The following is a 20,043-nucleotide window of genomic DNA, read 5'->3' on the forward strand; positions in this document are numbered from 1 at the left end:
CGGGCATTACATGATCGGGCCAGACGGGAGTGACGAGATGCAATTCAACCTGGGCCAGCGCGGCCGGTCGCTGATGGATTTCGAGGTGAGCGCGCGCCAGACGGCAGCGCGCCTGCACCAGAGGGTCGAAGGCGAACTGGCCGATCGCGGGATCACCGCCGAAACCCTGCCCGACGACATGGAGGCGCGGCACCGGCTGATCGACGAAGCGCTGGCGGACTCCCCCCTCTATCAGGCGCGCGCGCTGCTCGGCGAATGGTGCGCCAAACAGCACGGCCGCGCCGCCGAACAGGCGTTCGACGAGATACGCGACGATATCCTGCCCGAAATCGAAGCGCTGCGTCGCGGCGGCACGACGATCGCGGCGGAGGACTTCACCCCGCCGCGCTACTGGTCGGAAACCTGGTTTCACCGCACCCACGGCGGCTGGGACGCGAGCGACTATAACGGCTTCGTCCACGGCGAGATCGTCCACAAGAAATATGTGTCGAAGATCTTTCCCGGCGACATCTATGGCAACCGGCGCCTGATCCTGCGCGACCTGCCGCGCGGCGACTATGCCCGCATTCTGGAGATCGGCACCTCGTCGGGGCATCACACGGTCGCGATTTCAGAGGTCTTTCCCGATGCTCAGATCGTCGGCATCGATCCCTCGCTGCGGATGCTGGAACAGGCGCAGCGCGTCGGCAACGAACAGGGCAAGGCCTGGCAATTGCACGTCGGCATCGGCGAAGACATGCCGATGTTCGACGACGCGAGCTTCGACCTCGTCACCGCCTATGCGATCCATCACGAAATGCCTCCGCGCATCATCGCCGCGATCTTCAAGGAAGCCTTTCGCGTCCTGAAGCCCGGCGGCGACATGGTGATGGCCGACGTCACCCGCACCGGCGAACTGGACAAGATGGCGGCGTGGCGCATGGACTGGACCGCGAAATGGGGCGGAGAGCCCTTCTGGCGCGCGACCGCCGCGCTCGACATGGAACCGATGGCCCGCGAGGCGGGGTTCGTCGATGTCCGCGGCTATCACCCGCAGCCGGGCCGCGACCCCTATGTGATCTATGGACGGAAACCGGCATGAGCGGCAGCGACAAGACGGCAGCGCGGCGGATATTGCCCGAATCGCGCCTCGACGATCTGGGCGAGGCGATCATCGCGCTGACCCGTGAGATCTGGGTGCTGACCGACCGCCAGGCGGTGCTGGAGGCGGTCCTCGCCGAACAGGGCATCGATATGTCGAAGCTCGACAGCTATCAGCCCGACCCCGCGATGAGCGCCGCGCTCGATGCCCGGCGGCAGCAGTTGATCGACAATGTGTTGGTGGCCCTGAAGGCCGGGTGAAATGAGACAGGCGGCCTATTTGCAGTCCAGCCCCGCCCTGATGCCGCTCCACGCCGCCGCCGCGTCCGCGCCATGACCCAGCTTGGCGTTCAGAAAGCCGATCGTCGCGCCGATCACCCGCGCCCGCCGCTCGGGCGTCGCATCGCCCGCAGGAGGACGCAGCGGGCTGTCGATCCCGCCCAGATAATGCCCCGCGCCCGCCACGACCATCAGGCACATGTCGCGCCCGACCGGTCCCAGCTTGTAGGGATCGTCGTGCCATCCCGGCCCGCGGTCGGTCAGCGGGGTCATGTCGGCGCCGCCGTTGATGGTCAGCACCGGACCGCGCATCGTCGTCCAGTCGAGCTTCAGATAGGGCGCCCGGCGCTTCCATTCCTCGGTCAGCCCCGCGGCATCGCCCGGCGGGGCGAGGAGCACGGCGGCACGGATCGACGGGGCGTCATGGCGGGCGAGCCGTCCGCCGTCCGGCTCCTCGATCGTCGCGCCCATCGCCAGCGCCGCGGTATGGCCGCCGAAACTGTGTCCGATGATTGCGATCCGGCTGGTGTCGACACGCCCGCGCAGCGCCGCGACGCCCCGCACCGGCACATCGGGATGCGCGGCGATCCAGCGCACCTGCTCGATCCGCGTGCGCCAGACATCGTCGGGCTGCGGCCCCGGCGGCGCGAAGCCGCCGATCGAGGCGTCGGCGTGGTCGGGCTGCACCACCAGATATCCGGCACGGGCGAGCGCCGCGACGAGCGGCCGATAATCCTCCCGCGACAGGCGGTTCCCATGCGACAGGATCACCACCGGCAGATCGCGCCCGCGGCTCGGAAAGCTCAGCCGCACCACCATCCCCTTGGCGCTTCCGTCGCGCAGCATGACCGGATCGACCGTGGTCACCTGGGCTTCCTGTGCAGTCGCGGCCGGACTCGCAGCGAGCGCCGCCGCCAGCACCAATCCGATCGATGAGCGAGGCAAGACCGTCATGTCATACTCCCTGAAAGCCGCATCCGCCCGCGACGGCATAGCCAGCCCCCCGCCGCCGGCAACCGCTATTCCCGCACTATCCGACAGACGGCGAACCGAAGAGGGCGACCGCGGCATGACGGCAGGCAGCGACCTCGAAAGAGGCATTCCGATCCGATCGATCAGCCGTGCGATCGCGGTGCTTCAGGCGATCAACCGCGGCGGATCGCTAACCATGATGGAAATCGCGCGCGCCTCCGCCGTTCCCTATCCGACCGCCTGCCGCATCGTACAGACGCTGCTCCACGAAGGGCTGGTCGAACGCGAATCGGCACGCAAGCGCTATCAGCCGACGGCGCTGGTCCAGACGCTCGCCCACGGCTTCCAGGGGCATGGGGCGCTGGTCGAGGCGACCCGCCCGCACATCGCCGCACTGACCCGCGACATCGGCTGGCCGATCTCGCTGACCACCCATGTCGGCAGTTCGATGGTGATCCGCGATTCGACGCACGCCCAGACGTCCCTGACATTCAACGCCTATTATCCCGGCTATGCCGTGCCGATCCTCGATTGCGCGGCGGGGCACGTCTATCTCGCCTATGCGCGCGAAGAGGAACGCGAAAGCCTGCTCGACAGCCTCGCGCGGCTCGGCGATCGCGACACCCACCACATGCTGCAACTGGTGCGCGAGGGCGGGGTCATCGAAACGGTGCGCGCGTCGGGCCATGCCGCGCGCGGCTTCAACCGCTTCACCCAGAATCCGGGCAAGACCTCCTCGATCGCGGTTCCGCTGTTTCGGGACGATGCGATCGCCGGCGCGCTCACTCTCGCCTTCTTCTCCTCCGCGATCCAGATCGACGAGGCGATCCGGCAATTCCTGCCCAAGCTCCAGGCCTGCGCCGCCGCGATCACCGAAGACCTCAAAACCGGGGCGGACGATCGCATCAGGCGATAGCGGCTTCCTCGCGCAGGCTGGTGATCATCGCCTGGCGCAGCATATAGTCGCGGCGGGCGTCGGCATCGGTCGCCAACCGCTCCAGCTTTCGTTCCTGCTCGCTCTTGCCGTCGCGCTGCTCGGCTTCCAGCATTTCCTTGTTCTTGATCGTCTGCGACTGGACGAACTGCCGCGTGATCGTGCGACGCTGCCGCTCGTAAAGATCGAGCAGCGGCTCCGCTTCCGCTCCTTCGAGCAGGATCTCGCGCAGCTTGGCCGTGATGTTCCAGGCGTCGTGAATGCCCGAATTCATTCCGAAGCCGCCCAGCGGATTGTTGAGATGCGCGGCATCGCCGGCCAGGATGACGCGCCCCTTGCGGAAATCATGCGCCACCCGCTGATGCACGCGATAGAGGGTGCGGTGATAGGTGGTGATCGGGCGGTCGTCGCCCAGCAATCCGGCGAACACGCGGTTCTTCTTGGCGTCGGACAGCAGCGTTTCGTCGTCTTCGTCCTCGCGCGCCGGCACCAGGATGCGCCACAGCGACGGAACGCGCAGCAGCACGCACCATTCGGCCGAATCGGCGACATAATTCACATGCGCCAGCCCTTCGATATGGGTTTCGATCGGATAGTCGGTCGACAGCGTCAGAAAGCGTTCGGGATAGGTGAAGCCTTCGAATTCGATGTCCAGCCACTTGCGGATGGTCGAATTGGCGCCGTCGGCGGCGATCACATAGTCGGCGCGATATTGCTCGATCGCCAATGGGCTTTCGACGCTGACCGTGACCCCGGCGGTATCCTGCGCGATGCCCAATATGCGGCGCTGGAACAGCGACCGGCCATGCGGATGCGCATCGAGCCGGGTACTGAGCAGCCGCGACAGCTTGAACTGTTCGCATTGCAGACGATAGGGATAGGGCGTCGCGTCGCCGATCTCGGCCAGGTCCAGTTCGACCCGGTTGCCCGTCCTGCGGTTGCGATATTGATAGACCGGCGCCCGCAGCCCGGCCGCCTCCAGCTCATCCAACACGCCCAGTTCCGCCATCATCTCGAGCGACGGAGGATGAAAGGTCGACGCCCGCATGTCTTCCGGGCAATCGGCGTTGGCCTCGAGCAGAATGGCGTCGATCCCCATCTGCGCCAGACGATAGGCCGCAGTCACCCCCACCGGGCCTGCCCCGACAACAAGAACGCGCGTTCTGACGATCATAATATCTCTTTGAATGACAGGTTGATTCAGGGTGACGGCGCGGGGTCAGTCGACCAGCAGGCGCATCTCGACTTCGGCGGCACCCTCGCGCTGCTCGGCCGCGGCCCGATAGTCGGGCGACCCGATATAGGCGCGCGCGGCCTCGGCGGTCTCGAAGCGGGTGACGACCACGCGCTCGCCGACGGGGGAACCGCCTTCCAGCACCTCCGCGACCGGTCCCTTGACGACCGGAACGCCGCCGAACCGCTCGCTCAGGCCGGCGATCGCCTTGCCATAGAGCGCGAATTTCTCGGGGTCCGAAATACGGACCGTCGCGACGATATATGCGGCCATCGTTGCTTCCTCTTGTTGCATTGCCCCGGTTGATGCGACCGGGAATGCCATCGGCGCCGAAAGCGCGCGCCGGCCCGTTGCCGAAATATTCGACAGGCGATTACAAACCCGGCCGCCCTTTGCGAAATGGCCGCCACCCGATCACAAAGCTTCCATTCGGCAGATGCACAGATGGAGCGGAAAATGACGGATTCCCTTGGATGGCGTTGCAAATTCGCGGTGGTCGCACCGTCGACCAACACCAGCGTGCAGCCCGAATATGAAGACATGCGCCCGCGCGGCGTCACCAATCATTTCTCGCGCATCGCCATTCCCGACACCAAGGTGCACGACGAAGACAGCTTCATGGTGATGCTGAACAATATCCGCGCCGCGACCTTCGAGGCGACCGACGTCGCGATGACGATGGCGCCCGACTGCCTCATCATGGGCATGTCGGCCGAAACCTTCTGGGACGGCGCCGAAGGAGCGGAGCGGCTGCACCAGCGGATGCTGGAACGCACCGGCGGCATCCCCGTGATGATGGGGTCCACCGCCGTCGACGCCGCCATCAAGGCCTATGGCGGCATCCGCAAGATCGGCATCATCACGCCCTATATGCCGGTCGGCGACGCCAATGTGCGCCGCTTTTTCGAGGATCAGGGCTATGAGGTCGTCCATCTGGTCGGGCTCAAGTCGCCCTCGCCGATGCTGATCGCGCACGAAACCCCGCAGCGGCTGAAGCAGGCGGCGATCGACGTGTCGGAGGGAGTCGACGCGATCATCCAGTGCGGCACCAACCTGGCCTTCGCCAAGGTGGCCGCGATGGCGGAATTCTGGCTCGAAAAACCGGTGATCGCGATCAACACCGCGACCTATTGGCACGCCCTGCGCACGATGGGCATTAAGGATCAGTTCGAGGGATTCGGCGCGCTATTGAGCGATCATTGATCCCGAACAGCTATCAGGAGTCGACCACGATGGAATATGATTACGTCCCGATGCCGCAGCGCCAACCTCTCCGCTGGCCGAACGGCGCGCGCGTCGCCTTGATCCTGACCTTCAATCTCGAAACCTGGGACCTCACCAAGGATACGGACAAGCCCTATTATGCGGGCGGTCCGGCGATCCTGCCCGATATCCTGCCGGGCCGCACGCCCGATTTCCCCAACTATACCTGGCGCGAATATGGCCAGCGCGTCGGCCTGTGGCGGATGTTCGATCTGTTCGACGAACTGGGCGTCGCGGCCTCCTGCACCACCAATGCCGTGACCTTCGAACGCCGCAAGGCGATGACCGACGCGGTGCTGGAGCGGGGCTGGGAACTGCTCGCGCACAATTGGGAACAGGGCGAACTCCTGACCAGCTTCGCGCAGGACCCGGCGAAGGAACGCGACATCATCCTGCGCTCGCTCGCGCACTATGAGAAATTCACCGGGCGCAAGGCCAAGGGCTGGCTGTCCTCCTCGCTGCGCGGCACGATGCAGACCGCCGACATCCTCGCCGAACAGGGCTGCACCTTCTACTGCGACATCATGAACGACGATCAGCCCTATCTGCTGCGCACCCCGAACGGGCCGATCGTCTCGACCCCCTATTCGAACGAGATCAACGACTTCACCTTCATCACGCGCAAGAATTTCACCACCGACCAGTTCGCGCAGGCGCTGATCGAGGAACTCGACGTCCTCTATGCGGAAGGGGCGACCAGTGGCCGGATCATGAACGTCGGCCTGCATCCGCACGTCTCGGGCCGCGCCCACCGCATCCGCGCGCTGCGCGAGTTCATCACCCATGCCAAGAGCCTGCCCGGCGTGTGGTGGGCGACGCGCGAGGACATCGCCGACTGGTATCTCGCGCATCACGAGGATCACATCCCCGGCCAGCTCGGATGACCGCCCTTGCCGGCCTGTTCGCCGTCGGTACCGACGGGCGGCGCCCGGGCATCCAGCTTCCCGGCTGCTGGGACGCACTCACCGCGCTGCTCGTCGAGCGGAGCGGCTTTCCCGCCGCTTTCCTGACCGGCGGCGGGCTGGCCATGGCGCGGCTCGGCCGCCCCGATATCGGGCTGGTCACCGCCGGCGAACTGGTCGACGCGACCGCGCAGATCACCGATCGCATCGCGATCCCGCTGATCGTCGACGGCGACACCGGCTTCGGCAATGCGCTGACGCTGCAGCGGCTGGTGCGCCATCTCGAGCGCGCGGGCGCCGCCGCGGTGCAGATCGAGGACCAGAGCTTTCCCAAACGCTGCGGCCATATGGCCGGCAAGCGGGTCGTGCCGCTCGGCGAGGCGGTCGGCCGCATCAAGGCGGCGGTGGACGCGCGCACGGCGATGCGGGTCGTCGCACGCACCGACGCGCTCGCGATCGAGGGGCTCGACGCGGCGCTGGACCGCGCGGAGGCCTATCTCGCCGCCGGCGCCGACATCCTCTTCGTCGAAGGCCCCCGCACCCTCGACGAAGCCCGCGCGATCGCCGCGCGCTTCGCCGCGCGCGCGCCGCTTTTTCACAATCTGGTCGAGGGCGGCGTGACGCCGGCCACCGACAGCGGGACCTTCTTCGATCTCGGCTATGCCGCGACGCTGCATCCGCTGCTGCTGATGCACGCGCTGGTCGCCGCCGCCCCGCGCCTGTTCGACGTCCTGCGTCGGGCGGGGTCGACCGACGGTCTGCACGCCGAGATCGCCGACCTCGCCCATATGAACGCGCTCACCGGCCTGCCCGCCCTGCTGAAGGATGCCGATCTTTATGCCTGACGACATCGATTCCGATTATGCCGCCGCCGGTTTCAACGGCTCGCTGCCCTTCGGCCGGTCGCCCGCGGTCATCGTGATCGACGTGGTGATGGCCTATATCGACCCCGCGTCGCCGCTCTACCTCGGCCCCGACAATGCGCTGCCGGAACTGGTGCGGCTGACCAAAGCCGCGCGACAGGCCGGCGCGCCGGTCTTCTTCACCAATATCTCCTACGCGCCCGGCGGCCGCGAAGGCGGCCTCTTCTATCGCAAAGTGCCCGCGCTGAAGGCCTTTCACGCCGGATCGCCGCTCGGCGCTTTTCCGCCGCAGCTCATGCCGCAACCCGGCGACCATGTCGTCGGCAAATTCTATCCCTCGGCCTTTTTCGGCACCGCGCTGGCCCCGATGCTGCACGCCATGGGGGTCGATACGCTGCTGCTCACCGGTTATTCGACCTCGGGCTGCGTGCGCGCCAGCGCCCTCGACGCGCTGTGCCACGGCTTCGCGCCTTATGTCGTGCGCGACTGCTGCGCCGACCGCGATCCGCGCCCGCACGAGGGCAATCTGTTCGACATGCAGGCCAAGATGGCCGAGGTCGTCGACACCGACCGCGCCATCGCCTTGCTGCGCGGCGACTGACCCGCTAGGCCGATATAATCCTCGCCGCCGTTTCACCGGCCAGGCGGCCAAAGGTCGTCGCGGTCAGCAACCCGTTCCCCGCCATATATCCTTCCGCCGCGTCGCCCGATATGCCGCGAGCGGCGCCGCCGCCCGCGAGCAGATTGGGCAACGGCGACCCGTCCCGGCGCAATACGCGCGCGGCCATGTCGATGCAAAGGCCGCCCTGCGTATGGAAAAGCGCGCCGGTAACCCGGGCGGCACGATAGGGTGGCTCCAGCGGTGGGTGACCGGTAAAATCACGCCCGAACGGATCGCTTTCCTCGCCTTCGACGCAGCGCCGGACGCTCGCGACGGTCTGCTCCAGCGCCGCGAGCGGCAGCTTCGTCGCCGCTGCCAGTTCGGCAAGGTCTGCGGCCTCGACCACTGCCCCGGCACGCAAAGCGTCCTGATAATCCTCGAACGCCAGCATCATCTGATGGCGCTGCTCGTCGAAAATCGACCAGGCGATCCTTTCGGGTTGCGCGTTCACGCGCGCCGCCTGCTCGGAATAGCCCGACGCCTCGTTGGAAAAGCGCTGTCCGGCCAGATTGACCTGGAAACCGCCATTCATGATCAGCGGCCACAGGATCGGAATGCCGTGGCCGGCTGCCAGCCCACCGTGCCCCTGATAGGCCGCGAGATCCGCCATCCCGGCCCCCAGCGCCTCGCCCCAGCGGATCGCGTCGCCGCGATTGCCCGGATGGCCGTGATAGGTCGCGCCGCCCATTTCCGGGATCAGGCTGGCAACCATGTCGGCCGCGCCGCCGAAGCCGGAGCAGGCGAGAACCAGCGCCTTGCAGCCAATATCGTCATGGCTGCCGTCAGGCCGGCACAGCCGCACGCCGCGCACGGTGCCGTCGGGGTCGGCGAACAGGCTTTCGACAACAGCTTCGGTGAGGATCGGGATGCCGGCGGCTTCGGCGGCGCTTTCCAGCGCCGCCATCAGTTCGCCGCCGGTGCGGTGCGGCGTGCCATACATGCGCATCGCGCTGTGTCCGGGATAGAGAAAGCCGTCGATCAGTTGCAGCGGCACACCATGGCTGTCGCGCATCCAGGCGATGGTCGCCGCCGATTCGCGCGCGATGCCCAGCGCGATGTCGGGATCGGTGCGGCCCTTCGTCTTCTTCAGGATATCGGCTGCAAAGATTTCGGGGCTGTCCTCTATACCCGCGGCCGCCTGTTCGGGCGTTCCCGCGGCGGGGATCAGACCGGTCGACATCGCCGTCGAGCCGAGCAGCGACCGGTCGCGCTCGATCACCAGCACCTCCGCGCCGGCATCGGCGGCCGCGAGCGCGGCACATAGTCCGGTGCCGCCGCCGCCGACCACGATCACCGCGACCTCCATGGCGAAGGCGCGTCCTTCGGCCGCCAAAATCGCTTCGGTCATCGTCCAGTCTCCAGATATATCCAAGGGCGGCGTGCCCGGTCGGCTTCGCGCCATGCCGCGATGCGGTCGCGGTGCTGCAGCGTCAGGTCGATCGCGTCCCAGCCGTTGCGCAGCATCAGCCGGCTGTCGTCTTCCAGCGCGAAGGCGAACGGACCGGCGCCGGCCATCTCGACCGTCATCGAGTCGAGATCGACCGTGACCGGCTCTGCCTCCTCGCGCAGCGCTGCGTCCCCCAGCGTCCGGGCTTCTTCGGCCGCGAGCTGGACCGGCACGATGCCGTTGCGGATGCAATTGCCCCGAAAGATCGGGTTGAACGAAGGCGCGATCACCGCACGGAATCCATATTCGCGAAGCGCCCACACCGCATGCTCGCGGCTCGACCCGCAGCCGACATTCTGGCCGGCGATGAGGATCTTCGCATCCGCATAGGGTGCGCGGTTCATCAGGAAGTCCGGCGATTTTTCGCGACTGCCGACCGCGACATAGCGCCAGCCGGCGAACAGGCCGTCGGCCAGGCCGGTCTTGCCCACCGTCTTCATCTCGCGCGAGGGGATGATGATATCGGTGTCGATATTGTCGAACATCAACGGCAGCGCGACGGCGGTCAGGCGCGAGAAGGCTTCCATGGTCATGCCTCTCCCTTCGCCCGCGGATCGACGATGCGGCCGGCGATCGCCGAGGCGGCGACCAGTTCGGGCGACCCGATATGCGTGCGGGTTTCCGGCCCTTGCCGGCTTTCGAAATTGCGATTGGTGGTCGATACGACCCGTTCGCGCAGGCCGAAACTTTCCCCGCCGGCAAAGAAGCACATCGAACAGCCGGGCTCGCGCCATTCGAACCCCGCCTCGACCAGCGTCGCCGCGATGCCCTCGGCCTCGGCGGCGCGCTTGACCGCGCCCGAGCCCGGCACGCAGATCGCGCGGACGCCCGGCGCGACCTTGCGCCCCTTCACGACCGCGGCGGCACGGCGCAGGTCGGACAGCCGGCTGTTCGTGCACGAGCCGATGAAGGCGGCGTCGATCGGCAGACCGATCAGTGCCGCCCCCTCCTCAATCGCCATATAGTCGAGCGCGCGCCGGTGGTTGGCGGCCGCCCCCTCGCCCGCCGACGGAACCGCGCCGGTGATCGGAACCGCCTGTTGCGGGCTGGTCCCCCAGCTTATCATCGGGGCGACCTCTGCCGCATCCACCGTGACCTCGCGATCGAAGCGCGCATCCGGATGGCTCGCCAGCCCGCGCCACTGCGCGACCGCCGCGTCCCATGCCGCGCCATGGGGCGCGAAGGGACGCCCTTCCAGCGCCGCGAACACTTGCTCGTCGGGCGCGATGATCGCGCAGAAAGCCGACATTTCGGTCGCCATGTTGCAGAGCGTCTGGCGTTGTTCGATATCGAGCGCCGCGACGCCCTCGCCCGCGAACTCGACCGCATGACCCTGCGCGCCGTCCGAGCCCACCAGAGCGATGATGTGCAGCGCCAGATCCTTGGCGCCGACACCGTCCGCCAGCCGCCCGGTCACGGTAACCCGCATCGTCGCGGGCTTGCGCACGCGAAGGGTGCCCGTCGCCAGCGCATGCTCGGCCTCGCTCGACCCGATGCCCCAGGCGAGCGCGCCGAACGCCCCCTGGGTGCCGGTGTGGCTGTCGGGACAGACGAGCGTCGCGCCGGGCAGGACGATGGCCTGTTCGGGCGATATCACATGGCAGATGCCCTGCCGTTCGTCGCCCAGGTCGAACAGGGCGATACCCGCCGCCCGCGCCGCCGCGCGCGTTTCGGTGATGAAGGCGGTGCCGGTCGGCATCAGCGTCCGGTCCGACCGGCCCGGCAGCGTGTCGACGATATGATCCATGACGGCGAAGGCCTGCCTGGGTGCCATCACCGTACGGCCGGCGGCGGCAAGGCTCTTGAGCGCGACACCGCCGGTGCGCTCGTGCAGCATCACCCGGTCGATGGCGATCAGGCCGATACCGTCGCCGATATCGGCGATCAGATGCTCGCTCCATAAAATATCGAACAGCGTGTCCATCACTCGGCCATCTCAATTATTATAGTTATAGATCAAATAAAATCTCGCACCCCATATCGCCAACCGCCCGCGCCAGGAATCTCGCACAGCGGATACGAACGAAACGGGGCGCTGGCGGGAATCAGCCGAGCGCGCCCGACCGGCGCAGCGTCACGATATCGTCGGCGGAATAGCCTGCCTCGGCCAGTATCGCGTCGCCGTGCGCGCCGGGGTGCGGCACGTCCTGCCGGACGCCCGACCGCGCCCCGTCGATCTCGACCGGCAGCGCCGGCATCTTCGTCGACCGCCCATCGGCCAGCGTGATCGGCACCAGCCCGCCTTCGTTCAGATGCGGGTCGTCGAACAGGTCGCCGGGCTTGGCGATCGGCGCGAAGGGAAGCCCCGCGCGTTCGAGGCGTTCGACCAGCTCCGACCGCTCGGTCGCCGCGAACAGGGCGCGCACGACGGGCAGAATCCGGTCGCGCGCCAGCACCCGCTGATTGTTCGCCGCAAGGTCGGGATCGGTACCGATATCGCCAAGATCGAACAGCTTGCAAAAGGTCTGCCACTGGCTGTCGGTGACCACCCCGACGAACAATTGCTCGTCGGCGCGGGCGGTTTCGAACACATCATAGATCGCCCAGGCGGAAACGCGCACCGGCATCGGCGCGGTCAGCACGCCGGTCACCGCCTGCTGCGCCATATGCTGGCCGACCAGAAAGGCCGTCGTTTCGAACAGCGAGCATTTGACCGCCCCGCCCCGGCCGGTGCGATGACGCCGCTCCAGCGCCGCAAGGATCGCGATCGCGCCGAACATGCCCCCGGTGATGTCGACCACCGAACTGCCCGCTCGCAGCGGCCGTCCCGGCGGGCCGGTCATATAGGCGAGCCCGCCCATCATCTGGGTGACTTCGTCGAGCGCGGTGCGATGGCCATAGGGGCCGGCCAGAAAACCCTTCGCCGAACAATAGATGAGACCCGGATTGCTCTCGGCAAAGCTGTCCGCACCCAGCCCCATGCGTTCGAGCGCGCCGGGGCGGAAATTCTCGATCACCACGTCGGCGCCGTCGATCAGCCGCCGCGCCGCGATCAGGCCATCGGGGCTCTTCAGGTCGAGGCAGATGCTGCGCTTGTTGCGGTTGAACATCGGGAAATAACCCGCCCCCGACCCGAGCAGGGTCCGGGTGTGGTCGCCCCCGACCGGCTCGACCTTTATGACGTCGGCGCCGAGGTCGGCCAGCACCACGCCGGCGGTCGGCCCCATGACCATATGAGTGAATTCGATGACCCGGACCCCGGCGAGCGGCAGGTCGGCGTCGGAAAGAGAGGGTGCGATGATCCTGATCCTCGACAAGGGGGTTGATTTGATCTAGATTTAATACAATTGAAAAATCACAGTGGCAAGTGAGTGACGACATGACAGGCGATTTGACGACCCCGATCGACATATTGGTCAGCGAGGTCGGACCGCGCGACGGACTGCAGAATGTCGAGGCGATCATGCCGATCGCCGCGCGCAAGGCATGGATCGACGCCGAGGCCGCAGCCGGTGTGCGCGAGATCGAGGTCGGCAGCTTCGTGCCCGCGAAGCTGCTGCCGCAACTGGCGGGAACGGCAGAGGTCGTCGCCCACGCGCGGACCATTCCGGGGCTGACGGTCGCGGCGCTGGTGCCGAATGCTCGCGGCGCCCGCGACGCCATCGCCGCCGGCGCGCACAAGATCACGCTGCCGCTGTCGGTGTCCGAAACGCACAGCCTGCGCAATCTGCGCCGCACCCACGAACAGGTGCTGGCCGAAGCCGCCGAGATCGTCGCCATGATCCGCGACCTGCCCGCCGAGCGGCGCCCCCATTTCGAGGGCAGCCTGTCCACCGCCTTCGGCTGCACGCTGGAGGGTGCGATTCCCGACGCACAGATATTGCGGCTGGCCGAGGCGCTGATGGCCGCCGGCTGCGACGAGGTCGGCATCGCCGACACCACCGGCTATGCCGACCCGGCTTCGGTCAAGCGTCTGATCCGCATCCTGCGCGGCGCCGTGGGCGATGAAGCGGTCCAGGGCATCCACCTGCACAACACGCGCGGACTGGGCCTTGCCAATGTCCTCGCCGCGCTCGACGCCGGGTTGACGACGGTCGATTCGTCGCTGGGCGGGCTCGGTGGCTGCCCGTTCGCACCGGGCGCCAGCGGCAATATCGTGACCGAGGATCTGGTGTTCATGCTGGAGGCGATGGGCCTGCGCACCGGCATCGACATCGACGCGCTGTCCGCAGTGCGAGAAATATTGAACGACAATCTGCCCGGCGAGCCCCTTTACGGCTTCATTCCCGACGCGGGCCTGCCGCTGGGTTTCAGGACCGCATCACAGCCAAGCGAGGTAGAGGCAGCATGACGACCCCCGGCACGAAGATGATCCGCGAGAACCGGACCGCCCGCGAATTGTTCGAAGAGGTGATGGCGAATCCGGCCCGCAGGAAATTCGGCTTCGGGGAGAAGCTGGCCATCGTGAACGTCGATTTCCAGCAGGCCTATACGCGGATCGACCTGTTCAAGACCGCTTATGAAACCGACCCGGCCCAGATCGCTTATGCGAACAGGATTTCGCGGCTCGCGCGCGCCAAAGGCATGCCGGTGATCTGGAGCCGCGTCGGATACAAGGCCGATGCCGGCGACGCGGGGGTCTGGGGCACGCGCACCGACACGCCCGATTCGCTGCAGAACATCAAATACGACAGTGAACGCCACGCCTACGATCCGCGCTGCGAGATCGACCCCGACGACCTGCAATTCACCAAGCGCATGCCCTCGGCCTTTTTCGAAACGCCGCTCAGCAGCTATCTGCGCTGGCACAAGGTCGATACGGTGGTGGTGACGGGAGGCAGCACGTCGGGCTGCGTGCGTGCGACGGCGGTCGATGCGCTGTCCTATGGCTTTCGCACGATCGTCCCGATCGAGACCTGCGCCGACAAGCATGAAAGCTATCATTTCGCGAATCTGACCGACCTGCAGCTCAAATATGCCGACGTCGAGCCGGTGCAGGCGGTGATCGACTGGCTGGAGGCCCGCTGATGCAGGAAGGTCAGTCCGACCCCGGTCTTTACGATTTCGCGCCCTGGCGGGGTCGCCCGAAGATCGTCTGGCCGCAAGGCAAGACGGTCGCGGTATGGGTCGCCCCCAACCTGGAATTTTACGAACTCGATCCGCCCGCGAACCCGTTGCGCAAGAGCTGGGCGAAGCCGCACCCCGATGTCGTCGGCTATTCGCACCGCGACCACGCCAACCGCGTCTCGCACTGGCGGATGGCCGACGTCATGACCCGCCACGGCTTTCCGGGATCGGTCAGCCTGTCGGTGGCGCTGTGCGACCATATCCCCGAGGTGGTCGAGGACGCACGCCAGCGCGGCTGGGAATTCTTCAGCCACGGCATCTACAACACCCGCTACAGCTATGGCATGGACGAGGCGCAGGAACGCGCGATCATCGAGGATTCGATCCGCACCGTGCGCGCCGCGACGGGGCAGACGATCCGCGGCTGGCTTGCCCCCGCGCTGACCCATACGCCGCGCACGCTCGACCTGATCGCCGAATATGGCCTCGATTACACCTGCGACCTGTATCACGACGACCAGCCGACGGCGGTCAAGGTGAAGAGCGGAACGCTGACCGCGATCCCCTACAGCCTGGAGGTCAACGACCATTACGGCTTCTTCGTCTATAACATGAGCCCCCGCGACTATGCCGATACGCTGATCCGCCAGTTCGAACGGCTGGCGGCGGAAGGCGAGGCGTCGGGCACCGTGATGTGCATCCCGCTGCACAGCTATCTGATCGGCCAGCCGCATCGCATCGGACCGTTCGAGGAGGTGCTGCGCCATATCGCCGCCGACGGCCGCGCATGGATCGCCCGCGCGGGCGAGATCGTCGACGCCTGGCGCGCGCAAACCACGGGAGCCGGCGCATGAGCCTCGATCCGTCCTATCTGGACTATCCGCGCCGCCGGCGGGGGATGGACCATGATCTCTACCCCTGGTCGAACCTGTTCGAGCGCCCGCCGATCGCCTGGCCGGGCGGCGCGGCGGTGGCGGTCTGGCCCGTCATCAGCCTCGAATGGTTCCCGATCACTCCGTCCGACACCCCCTTCCGCGCACCGGGGCACATGCAGACGGCCTATCCCGATTATCGCCACTACACGGCGCGCGAATATGGCACGCGCGTCGGCCTCTATCGCCTGCTCGATGCCTTCGAACGCATCGGCGCGCGGATCAGCGTCGCATGCAACAGCGCGATCGCCGAGCGCTATCCCGAACTGGTTGCCGACATCGTGGCCAAGGGGCACGAGATCATCGCCCATTCGACCGACATGAACGGCACGATCGCCAGTACCCTGCCGGTGGAGGAGGAACGCGCGCTGATCGCGACGTCGCTCGACACGCTCGAACGGGTCACCGGCGCGCGCCCGCGCGGCTGGCTCTCGATCGCCCGCTCGCAAAGCTTCGCGACGCCGCGCCTGCTCGCCGAGGCCGGCGTCGCCTATATGTGCGACTGGAGCCACGATGAACTGCCGGTGCGTTTCCAGACGGACGCCGGGCCGATCGTCAACATCCCGCTCAACCACGAACTGTCCGACCGGCAGATCCTGACTATCCAGCAGCAGTCGGTCGACAGCTATGCCCAGCAGATGCAGGACGCATACAGGTGGCTCGAACACGAGGCGAATAGCTACGGCGGGCGCATGTTGCCGCTGCATCTCACGCCCTATATCATGGGCCTGCCCTATCGCATCGACGCCTTCGAAACGCTGCTCGCCTGGATCACGCAGCAGGATCGATACTGGATCGCGACGGGGACGGAGATATTGCGGCACGGCATGTCCGCGCCGCGCTAGGACCCGTCGATGGCCAAGCCGAAGACCATGGCGGAAAAGATATGGGAGCAGCATGTCGTGCGCGATCTCGGCGACGGCTGGGATCTGCTTCATATCGACCGCCATCTGCTGCACGATCTCACCGGCGCGGCGGCGCTGAAAGCGCTGGCGCAGCGCGGCCTGACGGTGCGCAATCCCGAATTATGCTTTGCAACGCCGGATCATGCAGTCTCGACGTTACCCGGCCGAACCGCCACGACGTCCGCGGTCGGCGCCGGACTGCACCAAGGCTTGCGGGACGCCACTTCCGCCGCCGGTATCCGCCTGTTCGATTTCGATGCGGGTCAGGGCATCGTCCATGTTATGGCGCCCGAACTGGGTCTGATCCTTCCCGGCTTCACGATCGCATGTGGCGACAGCCACACTTGCACCAATGGCGGCATGGGAGCGCTTACCTTTGGCATCGGGACGTCGGAATGCGTCCATGTGCTGGCCACCCAGACGCTGCGGCAGCGTCGCCCGAAGATGATGCGGATCACACTGGACGGGACGCTCGCTCGCGGTGTGACACCTAAAGACGTGATCCTGCATCTGATCGGCCGGCTCGGTTCGGCCGGTGGGAAAGGCCATATCGTCGAGTTCGCGGGACCCGTCGTGCGCGCCATGGAGGTCGACGGCCGGTTGACCCTGTGCAACCTGGCCGCCGAGATGGGCGCGCGTGCCGCGCTGATCGCGCCCGACGACAGGCTTTTCGCCTATCTGGAGGGGCGTAGCTTTACCCCGCATGGCGCCGCATTCGATGCGGCGGTCGCGCAGTGGCGCCGCCTCGCGAGCGACGAGGATGCACGCTTCGACGTCGATCTGACGATCGACGTCGGCGATGTCCGGCCCACGATAAGCTGGGGCACCAATCCCGAGCAGGTCGTGGCCATCGACCAGCCCATTCCCGATCCGCGCCATGAAAGCGACGCCGCGCGGCGGGCCGCGATGGAAGAGGCTCTTGCCTATATGGGGCTGGAGGGCGGCGTCCGGATCGCCGGCACGCCGATCCAGTGGGTGTTCATTGGGTCCTGCGCCAATTCGCGGCTGTCGGATCTGCGCGAAGCCGCGGCTATCGTCCGCGGCAAGCACGCCGCCGCGCACGTCACGGCATGGGTCGTCCCCGGCTCCGAAGCCGTGCGGCGAGCGGCGGAAGCCGAAGGGCTGGACCGCGTTTTCACCGACGCCGGATTCCAGTGGCGCGAGCCCGGCTGCAGCCTGTGCGTCGCCGCCAATGGCGACAGGGTGCCACGCGGCGCGCGATGCGTCTCCACCTCCAACCGCAATTTCGTCGGACGCCAGGGACCCGGCGCACGTACCCATCTCGCGAGTCCCGCCGTGGCGGCCGCGGCGGCGATCGCTGGCGCGATCGTCGATGTCGGACGGACCTGACCATGCGGCCCTTCGACCGCCTGGCCGGCATCGCCGCCCCCTTGCTCAAGGCGAACATCGACACCGACATGATCATCCGGGTCGAGCATATGACGGCCAGCGACCAGTCGCGCCTGGGCGATCACGCCTTCGAGACATGGCGCATCGGCCCCGACGGCCGGGAAGATCCCGGTTTCGTGCTCAATCAGCCGCGTTATCGCTCGGCGCCCATTTTGCTCGCGGGCGATAATTTTGGCTGCGGGTCGTCGCGTGAACATGCGGTCGGCGCATTGCTGGGACGCGGTATCCGCGTCGTGATCGCCCCAAGCTTTGGCGAAACCTTCTACGACAATTGCTTCCAGCGGGGGCTGCTGCCGATCCGACTGGCCGCCCAAAGCATCGAGTGCATTGCGGACGAAACCGAAAAGGGCGCGTGCAATTATGACAAGACCGTCGTCGACCTGTTGTCGACTTCCGTCCATTCCCCCCGTGGAAATCGATATCGCTTCGAGATCGAAGCCCGGCGGCGCGATGCGCTCTTGAAGGGGCTCGACGATATCGAACAATCGCTGGCGCTGCTCAACGAGGTGGAGAATTGGCAGAGCTCGGATCGAAGCACACGGCCATGGCTATGGAAGCTCCATCCGTTCCGAAGCAACGCATGAATCACCGATCGGCTGCGGCAGAAGAATCCGCCGCCGTCGGACGGCTTGCAGGGCTTCGAAGCATTGGCCGGGACTCTCGACCGGCTGGCTGGGGCGGCAGGATTCGGGAAATAATCTAACCGCCTGAAATACTTATATTGTTTTCGAGAAAATTCACCTGATACCAGCAAAAATCCAAGAATTTTCGGGGCTGCAGTGGGACTTTCCGGGTCTTCTTGAGCCAAAGCGCAGACACCGCCTCGCAGATCGCCTCGGCATCGGCGGCGTCATTCTTGCCGCGCTTCACGTATGGCTTCGCATATTGCGCCGGCATCAGTCGGACATCATGCCCCAGCGCGATCAACTCGCGGGCCCAGTGATGAGAATTGCTGCAGGCCTCGATGCCGACCAGGCATCGCGGCAACTTCGCGAAGAACGGAATCACCCGCGCCCGGCTCAGGCGCTTGCGCACCACGACTTCGCCTGCGGCATCAACACCGTGGACCTGAAACACCGACTTCGCAATGTCCAACCCGATCGTCGCAATCTTCTCCATCGTAGCTCTCCTCCAGCCCATCCCGTAGATCATACCGCGGGGAGTTGGAGAGCCGTCCACGTCATCAGTTGGAGACTGTCGGCTCGAAAGCGTGGATTGGGAAAAGCCGACATTCGCAAAGGGAGTGCCCCACGCATTCACTCGGCGGGGCGATGAGAGACGCTCGCAAGACGTGCTAGCACGTCCAGCCCCTGCATGTTCAGAAAGTGGAGCAGGTCGATGAATATCCAGTTCTCGGCGATCTTGCCGTCTTCCACGCGGTATATGTCGACCACGCGCATATCCGCCGGCGCCGCTCCCGCGGGCATGCCCATATAGCCACCGGCATTGCGAACCGTCAGATTGAGCCAGCCGAAGAAACCGCCGAAACTGCCTTCGGCCAGACGGCAGAGATGCCCGTTGAACCGGTATCCGTCATTCAGCGCATCGCGGAACGGTGCCGCATGCTGATCGATATAGCGTTCGAGCGTATAGGTCGCGCCGATCCCGGTCGGACCCCACCAGATCATATCTTCGTACCAATGCCGGCGCATGACGTCGATCCAGGCCTCGCTGCCGTTCGCCTTGGCATAGATCATCTCGTCGATCGTCGCGAGCGTCGCGCGGCCGGTCGCGGGATCCTGCGCATCGAACATCAGCCCGTCGTGCGTCATCGGGCCCGGCTGGACCAGATGGGCGCCGGTCTGCGGCGGGAACGGGTTCTGGCCGGCCTGCACCATCAACTGGGGTATGTCGCAGAAGAAGGCGGTCTCGACGATCCGGTCGCCCTCGACCCGGTTGAACTCGGCATAGCGCATCATCGCGATCCGCCCCGTCGGCCGGATGCCCAGAAAAGGCGCGTCGAAGAGCCCCATCAGATGCCCCATCGACACGACCCAAACCGACTGGAAATCATCGATCTCGTTCGATCCGGCGAGGAAGATATCCTGCCGACGCTGGACATTGTCAAACGGCGTTCAAAAGGGACCCCCGATCGGCGTCGAAGAGGGACCCCCTTTTTGGATATGATGTTGGTTTGTTGAAGATGGCCTTGCG

The 20,043-nt window shown here is 66.2% G+C and carries 21 protein-coding genes and 1 pseudogene; 13 read left to right on the forward strand and 9 right to left on the reverse strand.

Features of this window, described 5'->3' with window-relative positions:
- Positions 1-37: 37 nt before the first annotated feature.
- Positions 38-1,081, forward strand: a complete 1,044-nt coding sequence (locus FHR21_RS19915) for a class I SAM-dependent methyltransferase (RefSeq protein WP_184101572.1) — start codon at positions 38-40, stop codon at positions 1,079-1,081.
- Positions 1,078-1,341: a hypothetical protein gene (locus tag FHR21_RS19920; protein WP_184101574.1), complete on the forward strand. Its 264-nt coding sequence runs from the start codon at positions 1,078-1,080 to the stop codon at positions 1,339-1,341. Before FHR21_RS19915 ends, FHR21_RS19920 begins: the two co-directional genes overlap by 4 nt.
- Before the next feature lie 15 nt (positions 1,342-1,356).
- On the opposite strand, the gene FHR21_RS19925 is transcribed toward FHR21_RS19920, so the two are convergent.
- Positions 1,357-2,313 (reverse strand): alpha/beta hydrolase family protein, encoded by a 957-nt coding sequence (locus tag FHR21_RS19925; RefSeq protein WP_184101576.1) that lies wholly within the window; start codon positions 2,311-2,313, stop codon positions 1,357-1,359.
- Positions 2,314-2,428: 115 nt separating this feature from the next.
- Here FHR21_RS19925 and FHR21_RS19930 point away from each other — a divergent pair, with 115 nt between their 5' ends.
- Positions 2,429-3,247: an IclR family transcriptional regulator domain-containing protein gene (locus FHR21_RS19930; RefSeq protein ID WP_184101578.1), complete on the forward strand. Its 819-nt coding sequence runs from the start codon at positions 2,429-2,431 to the stop codon at positions 3,245-3,247.
- On the opposite strand, the gene FHR21_RS19935 is transcribed toward FHR21_RS19930, so the two are convergent.
- Both FHR21_RS19935 and FHR21_RS19940 read right to left on the reverse strand, forming a co-directional pair.
- On the reverse strand, positions 3,237-4,439 hold the full coding sequence (locus FHR21_RS19935; RefSeq protein WP_184101580.1) for an FAD-dependent oxidoreductase: 1,203 nt from the start codon (positions 4,437-4,439) through the stop codon (positions 3,237-3,239). The two genes, FHR21_RS19930 and FHR21_RS19935, sit on opposite strands and share 11 nt — an antisense overlap.
- Before the next feature lie 45 nt (positions 4,440-4,484).
- Positions 4,485-4,772, reverse strand: coding sequence for a DUF1330 domain-containing protein (locus FHR21_RS19940; protein ID WP_184101582.1), 288 nt, complete (start codon positions 4,770-4,772; stop codon positions 4,485-4,487).
- A 183-nt stretch (positions 4,773-4,955) separates the two neighbouring features.
- On the opposite strand from FHR21_RS19940, the gene FHR21_RS19945 reads away from it, so the two are divergent.
- Genes FHR21_RS19945 through FHR21_RS19960 form a run of 4 tightly spaced genes read left to right on the forward strand, consistent with a single transcriptional unit; the run spans position 4,956 to position 8,128 of the window.
- Complete coding sequence (locus tag FHR21_RS19945) at positions 4,956-5,702, forward strand: maleate cis-trans isomerase family protein (protein ID WP_184101584.1); 747 nt, start codon at positions 4,956-4,958, stop codon at positions 5,700-5,702.
- Between the two features lie 29 nt (positions 5,703-5,731).
- The gene (locus FHR21_RS19950; RefSeq protein ID WP_184101586.1) at positions 5,732-6,646 is read left to right on the forward strand and encodes a polysaccharide deacetylase family protein; all 915 of its coding nucleotides are present in this window, start codon (positions 5,732-5,734) and stop codon (positions 6,644-6,646) included.
- Entirely contained in the window at positions 6,643-7,509 is an 867-nt protein-coding gene (locus tag FHR21_RS19955; protein WP_184101588.1) for an isocitrate lyase/PEP mutase family protein, read from the forward strand. Before FHR21_RS19950 ends, FHR21_RS19955 begins: the two co-directional genes overlap by 4 nt.
- Positions 7,502-8,128, forward strand: coding sequence for an isochorismatase family protein (locus FHR21_RS19960; protein ID WP_184101590.1), 627 nt, complete (start codon positions 7,502-7,504; stop codon positions 8,126-8,128). The genes FHR21_RS19955 and FHR21_RS19960 overlap by 8 nt, the downstream gene beginning before the upstream one ends.
- A 4-nt stretch (positions 8,129-8,132) precedes the next feature.
- On the opposite strand, the gene FHR21_RS19965 is transcribed toward FHR21_RS19960, so the two are convergent.
- The 4 genes from FHR21_RS19965 to FHR21_RS19980 all read right to left on the reverse strand — a co-directional run bounded on the left by FHR21_RS19965 (position 8,133) and on the right by FHR21_RS19980 (position 12,892).
- Positions 8,133-9,536, reverse strand: a complete 1,404-nt coding sequence (locus tag FHR21_RS19965; RefSeq protein WP_246427362.1) for an FAD-dependent oxidoreductase — start codon at positions 9,534-9,536, stop codon at positions 8,133-8,135.
- Positions 9,533-10,168, reverse strand: coding sequence for a 3-isopropylmalate dehydratase small subunit (gene leuD / locus FHR21_RS19970; protein ID WP_246427363.1), 636 nt, complete (start codon positions 10,166-10,168; stop codon positions 9,533-9,535). Before leuD (FHR21_RS19970) ends, FHR21_RS19965 begins: the two co-directional genes overlap by 4 nt.
- The gene (locus tag FHR21_RS19975) at positions 10,165-11,559 is read right to left on the reverse strand and encodes a 3-isopropylmalate dehydratase large subunit (RefSeq protein ID WP_184101592.1); all 1,395 of its coding nucleotides are present in this window, start codon (positions 11,557-11,559) and stop codon (positions 10,165-10,167) included. The genes leuD (FHR21_RS19970) and FHR21_RS19975 overlap by 4 nt, the downstream gene beginning before the upstream one ends.
- Positions 11,560-11,680: 121 nt before the next feature.
- Positions 11,681-12,892: a CaiB/BaiF CoA transferase family protein gene (locus tag FHR21_RS19980; RefSeq protein WP_276569309.1), complete on the reverse strand. Its 1,212-nt coding sequence runs from the start codon at positions 12,890-12,892 to the stop codon at positions 11,681-11,683.
- 62 nt (positions 12,893-12,954) lie between these two features.
- On the opposite strand from FHR21_RS19980, the gene FHR21_RS19985 reads away from it, so the two are divergent.
- The 6 genes from FHR21_RS19985 to leuD (FHR21_RS20010) are packed head-to-tail and all read left to right on the forward strand — an operon-like array spanning position 12,955 to position 18,473.
- A complete protein-coding gene (locus FHR21_RS19985; RefSeq protein WP_184101594.1) occupies positions 12,955-13,926 on the forward strand; it encodes a hydroxymethylglutaryl-CoA lyase in 972 nt (323 codons plus the stop codon).
- Entirely contained in the window at positions 13,923-14,603 is a 681-nt protein-coding gene (locus tag FHR21_RS19990; protein ID WP_184101596.1) for an isochorismatase family protein, read from the forward strand. The genes FHR21_RS19985 and FHR21_RS19990 overlap by 4 nt, the downstream gene beginning before the upstream one ends.
- A complete protein-coding gene (locus FHR21_RS19995) occupies positions 14,603-15,496 on the forward strand; it encodes a polysaccharide deacetylase family protein (RefSeq protein WP_184101598.1) in 894 nt (297 codons plus the stop codon). Before FHR21_RS19990 ends, FHR21_RS19995 begins: the two co-directional genes overlap by 1 nt.
- Positions 15,493-16,419, forward strand: a complete 927-nt coding sequence (locus FHR21_RS20000; RefSeq protein WP_184101600.1) for a polysaccharide deacetylase family protein — start codon at positions 15,493-15,495, stop codon at positions 16,417-16,419. The genes FHR21_RS19995 and FHR21_RS20000 overlap by 4 nt, the downstream gene beginning before the upstream one ends.
- 9 nt (positions 16,420-16,428) lie before the next feature.
- Positions 16,429-17,829: a 3-isopropylmalate dehydratase large subunit gene (gene leuC, locus FHR21_RS20005; protein ID WP_184101602.1), complete on the forward strand. Its 1,401-nt coding sequence runs from the start codon at positions 16,429-16,431 to the stop codon at positions 17,827-17,829.
- Between the two features lie 2 nt (positions 17,830-17,831).
- Positions 17,832-18,473, forward strand: a complete 642-nt coding sequence (gene leuD / locus FHR21_RS20010) for a 3-isopropylmalate dehydratase small subunit (protein WP_184101604.1) — start codon at positions 17,832-17,834, stop codon at positions 18,471-18,473.
- Between the two features lie 229 nt (positions 18,474-18,702).
- Here the strand turns inward: leuD (FHR21_RS20010) and FHR21_RS20015 are convergent.
- Both FHR21_RS20015 and FHR21_RS20020 read right to left on the reverse strand, forming a co-directional pair.
- Positions 18,703-19,008 (reverse strand): annotated as a pseudogene (locus FHR21_RS20015) (IS110 family transposase); the annotation flags it as partial.
- A gap of 137 nt (positions 19,009-19,145) precedes the next feature.
- The gene (locus tag FHR21_RS20020; RefSeq protein ID WP_221235289.1) at positions 19,146-19,862 is read right to left on the reverse strand and encodes an ester cyclase; all 717 of its coding nucleotides are present in this window, start codon (positions 19,860-19,862) and stop codon (positions 19,146-19,148) included.
- Positions 19,863-20,043: the final 181 nt, after the last annotated feature.

Origin of the sequence: Sphingopyxis panaciterrulae, from assembly GCF_014199295.1 — a bacterium.
GTDB classification, from domain to species: domain Bacteria; phylum Pseudomonadota; class Alphaproteobacteria; order Sphingomonadales; family Sphingomonadaceae; genus Sphingopyxis; species Sphingopyxis panaciterrulae.

Excerpts from the sequence above, each read along its gene's own strand:
- FHR21_RS19925 (WP_184101576.1), bottom strand. The coding sequence starts at position 2,313 with ATGACGGTCTTGCCTCGCTCATCGATCGGATTGGTGCTGGCGGCGGCG.
- FHR21_RS19945 (WP_184101584.1), top strand. The coding sequence starts at position 4,956 with ATGACGGATTCCCTTGGATGGCGTTGCAAATTCGCGGTGGTCGCACCG.
- leuD (WP_184101604.1), top strand. The coding sequence starts at position 17,832 with ATGCGGCCCTTCGACCGCCTGGCCGGCATCGCCGCCCCCTTGCTCAAG.
- FHR21_RS19965 (WP_246427362.1), bottom strand. The coding sequence starts at position 9,536 with ATGACCGAAGCGATTTTGGCGGCCGAAGGACGCGCCTTCGCCATGGAG.
- FHR21_RS19990 (WP_184101596.1), top strand. The coding sequence starts at position 13,923 with ATGACGACCCCCGGCACGAAGATGATCCGCGAGAACCGGACCGCCCGC.
- leuC (WP_184101602.1), top strand. The coding sequence starts at position 16,429 with ATGGCCAAGCCGAAGACCATGGCGGAAAAGATATGGGAGCAGCATGTC.
- FHR21_RS19955 (WP_184101588.1), top strand. The coding sequence starts at position 6,643 with ATGACCGCCCTTGCCGGCCTGTTCGCCGTCGGTACCGACGGGCGGCGC.
- FHR21_RS19940 (WP_184101582.1), bottom strand. The coding sequence starts at position 4,772 with ATGGCCGCATATATCGTCGCGACGGTCCGTATTTCGGACCCCGAGAAA.
- FHR21_RS20000 (WP_184101600.1), top strand. The coding sequence starts at position 15,493 with ATGAGCCTCGATCCGTCCTATCTGGACTATCCGCGCCGCCGGCGGGGG.
- FHR21_RS20020 (WP_221235289.1), bottom strand. The coding sequence starts at position 19,862 with ATGGGGCTCTTCGACGCGCCTTTTCTGGGCATCCGGCCGACGGGGCGG.
- FHR21_RS19950 (WP_184101586.1), top strand. The coding sequence starts at position 5,732 with ATGGAATATGATTACGTCCCGATGCCGCAGCGCCAACCTCTCCGCTGG.
- FHR21_RS19960 (WP_184101590.1), top strand. The coding sequence starts at position 7,502 with ATGCCTGACGACATCGATTCCGATTATGCCGCCGCCGGTTTCAACGGC.
- leuD (WP_246427363.1), bottom strand. The coding sequence starts at position 10,168 with ATGACCATGGAAGCCTTCTCGCGCCTGACCGCCGTCGCGCTGCCGTTG.
- FHR21_RS19915 (WP_184101572.1), top strand. The coding sequence starts at position 38 with ATGCAATTCAACCTGGGCCAGCGCGGCCGGTCGCTGATGGATTTCGAG.
- FHR21_RS19995 (WP_184101598.1), top strand. The coding sequence starts at position 14,603 with ATGCAGGAAGGTCAGTCCGACCCCGGTCTTTACGATTTCGCGCCCTGG.
- FHR21_RS19975 (WP_184101592.1), bottom strand. The coding sequence starts at position 11,559 with ATGGACACGCTGTTCGATATTTTATGGAGCGAGCATCTGATCGCCGAT.
- FHR21_RS19935 (WP_184101580.1), bottom strand. The coding sequence starts at position 4,439 with ATGATCGTCAGAACGCGCGTTCTTGTTGTCGGGGCAGGCCCGGTGGGG.
- FHR21_RS19985 (WP_184101594.1), top strand. The coding sequence starts at position 12,955 with ATGACAGGCGATTTGACGACCCCGATCGACATATTGGTCAGCGAGGTC.
- FHR21_RS19930 (WP_184101578.1), top strand. The coding sequence starts at position 2,429 with ATGACGGCAGGCAGCGACCTCGAAAGAGGCATTCCGATCCGATCGATC.
- FHR21_RS19920 (WP_184101574.1), top strand. The coding sequence starts at position 1,078 with ATGAGCGGCAGCGACAAGACGGCAGCGCGGCGGATATTGCCCGAATCG.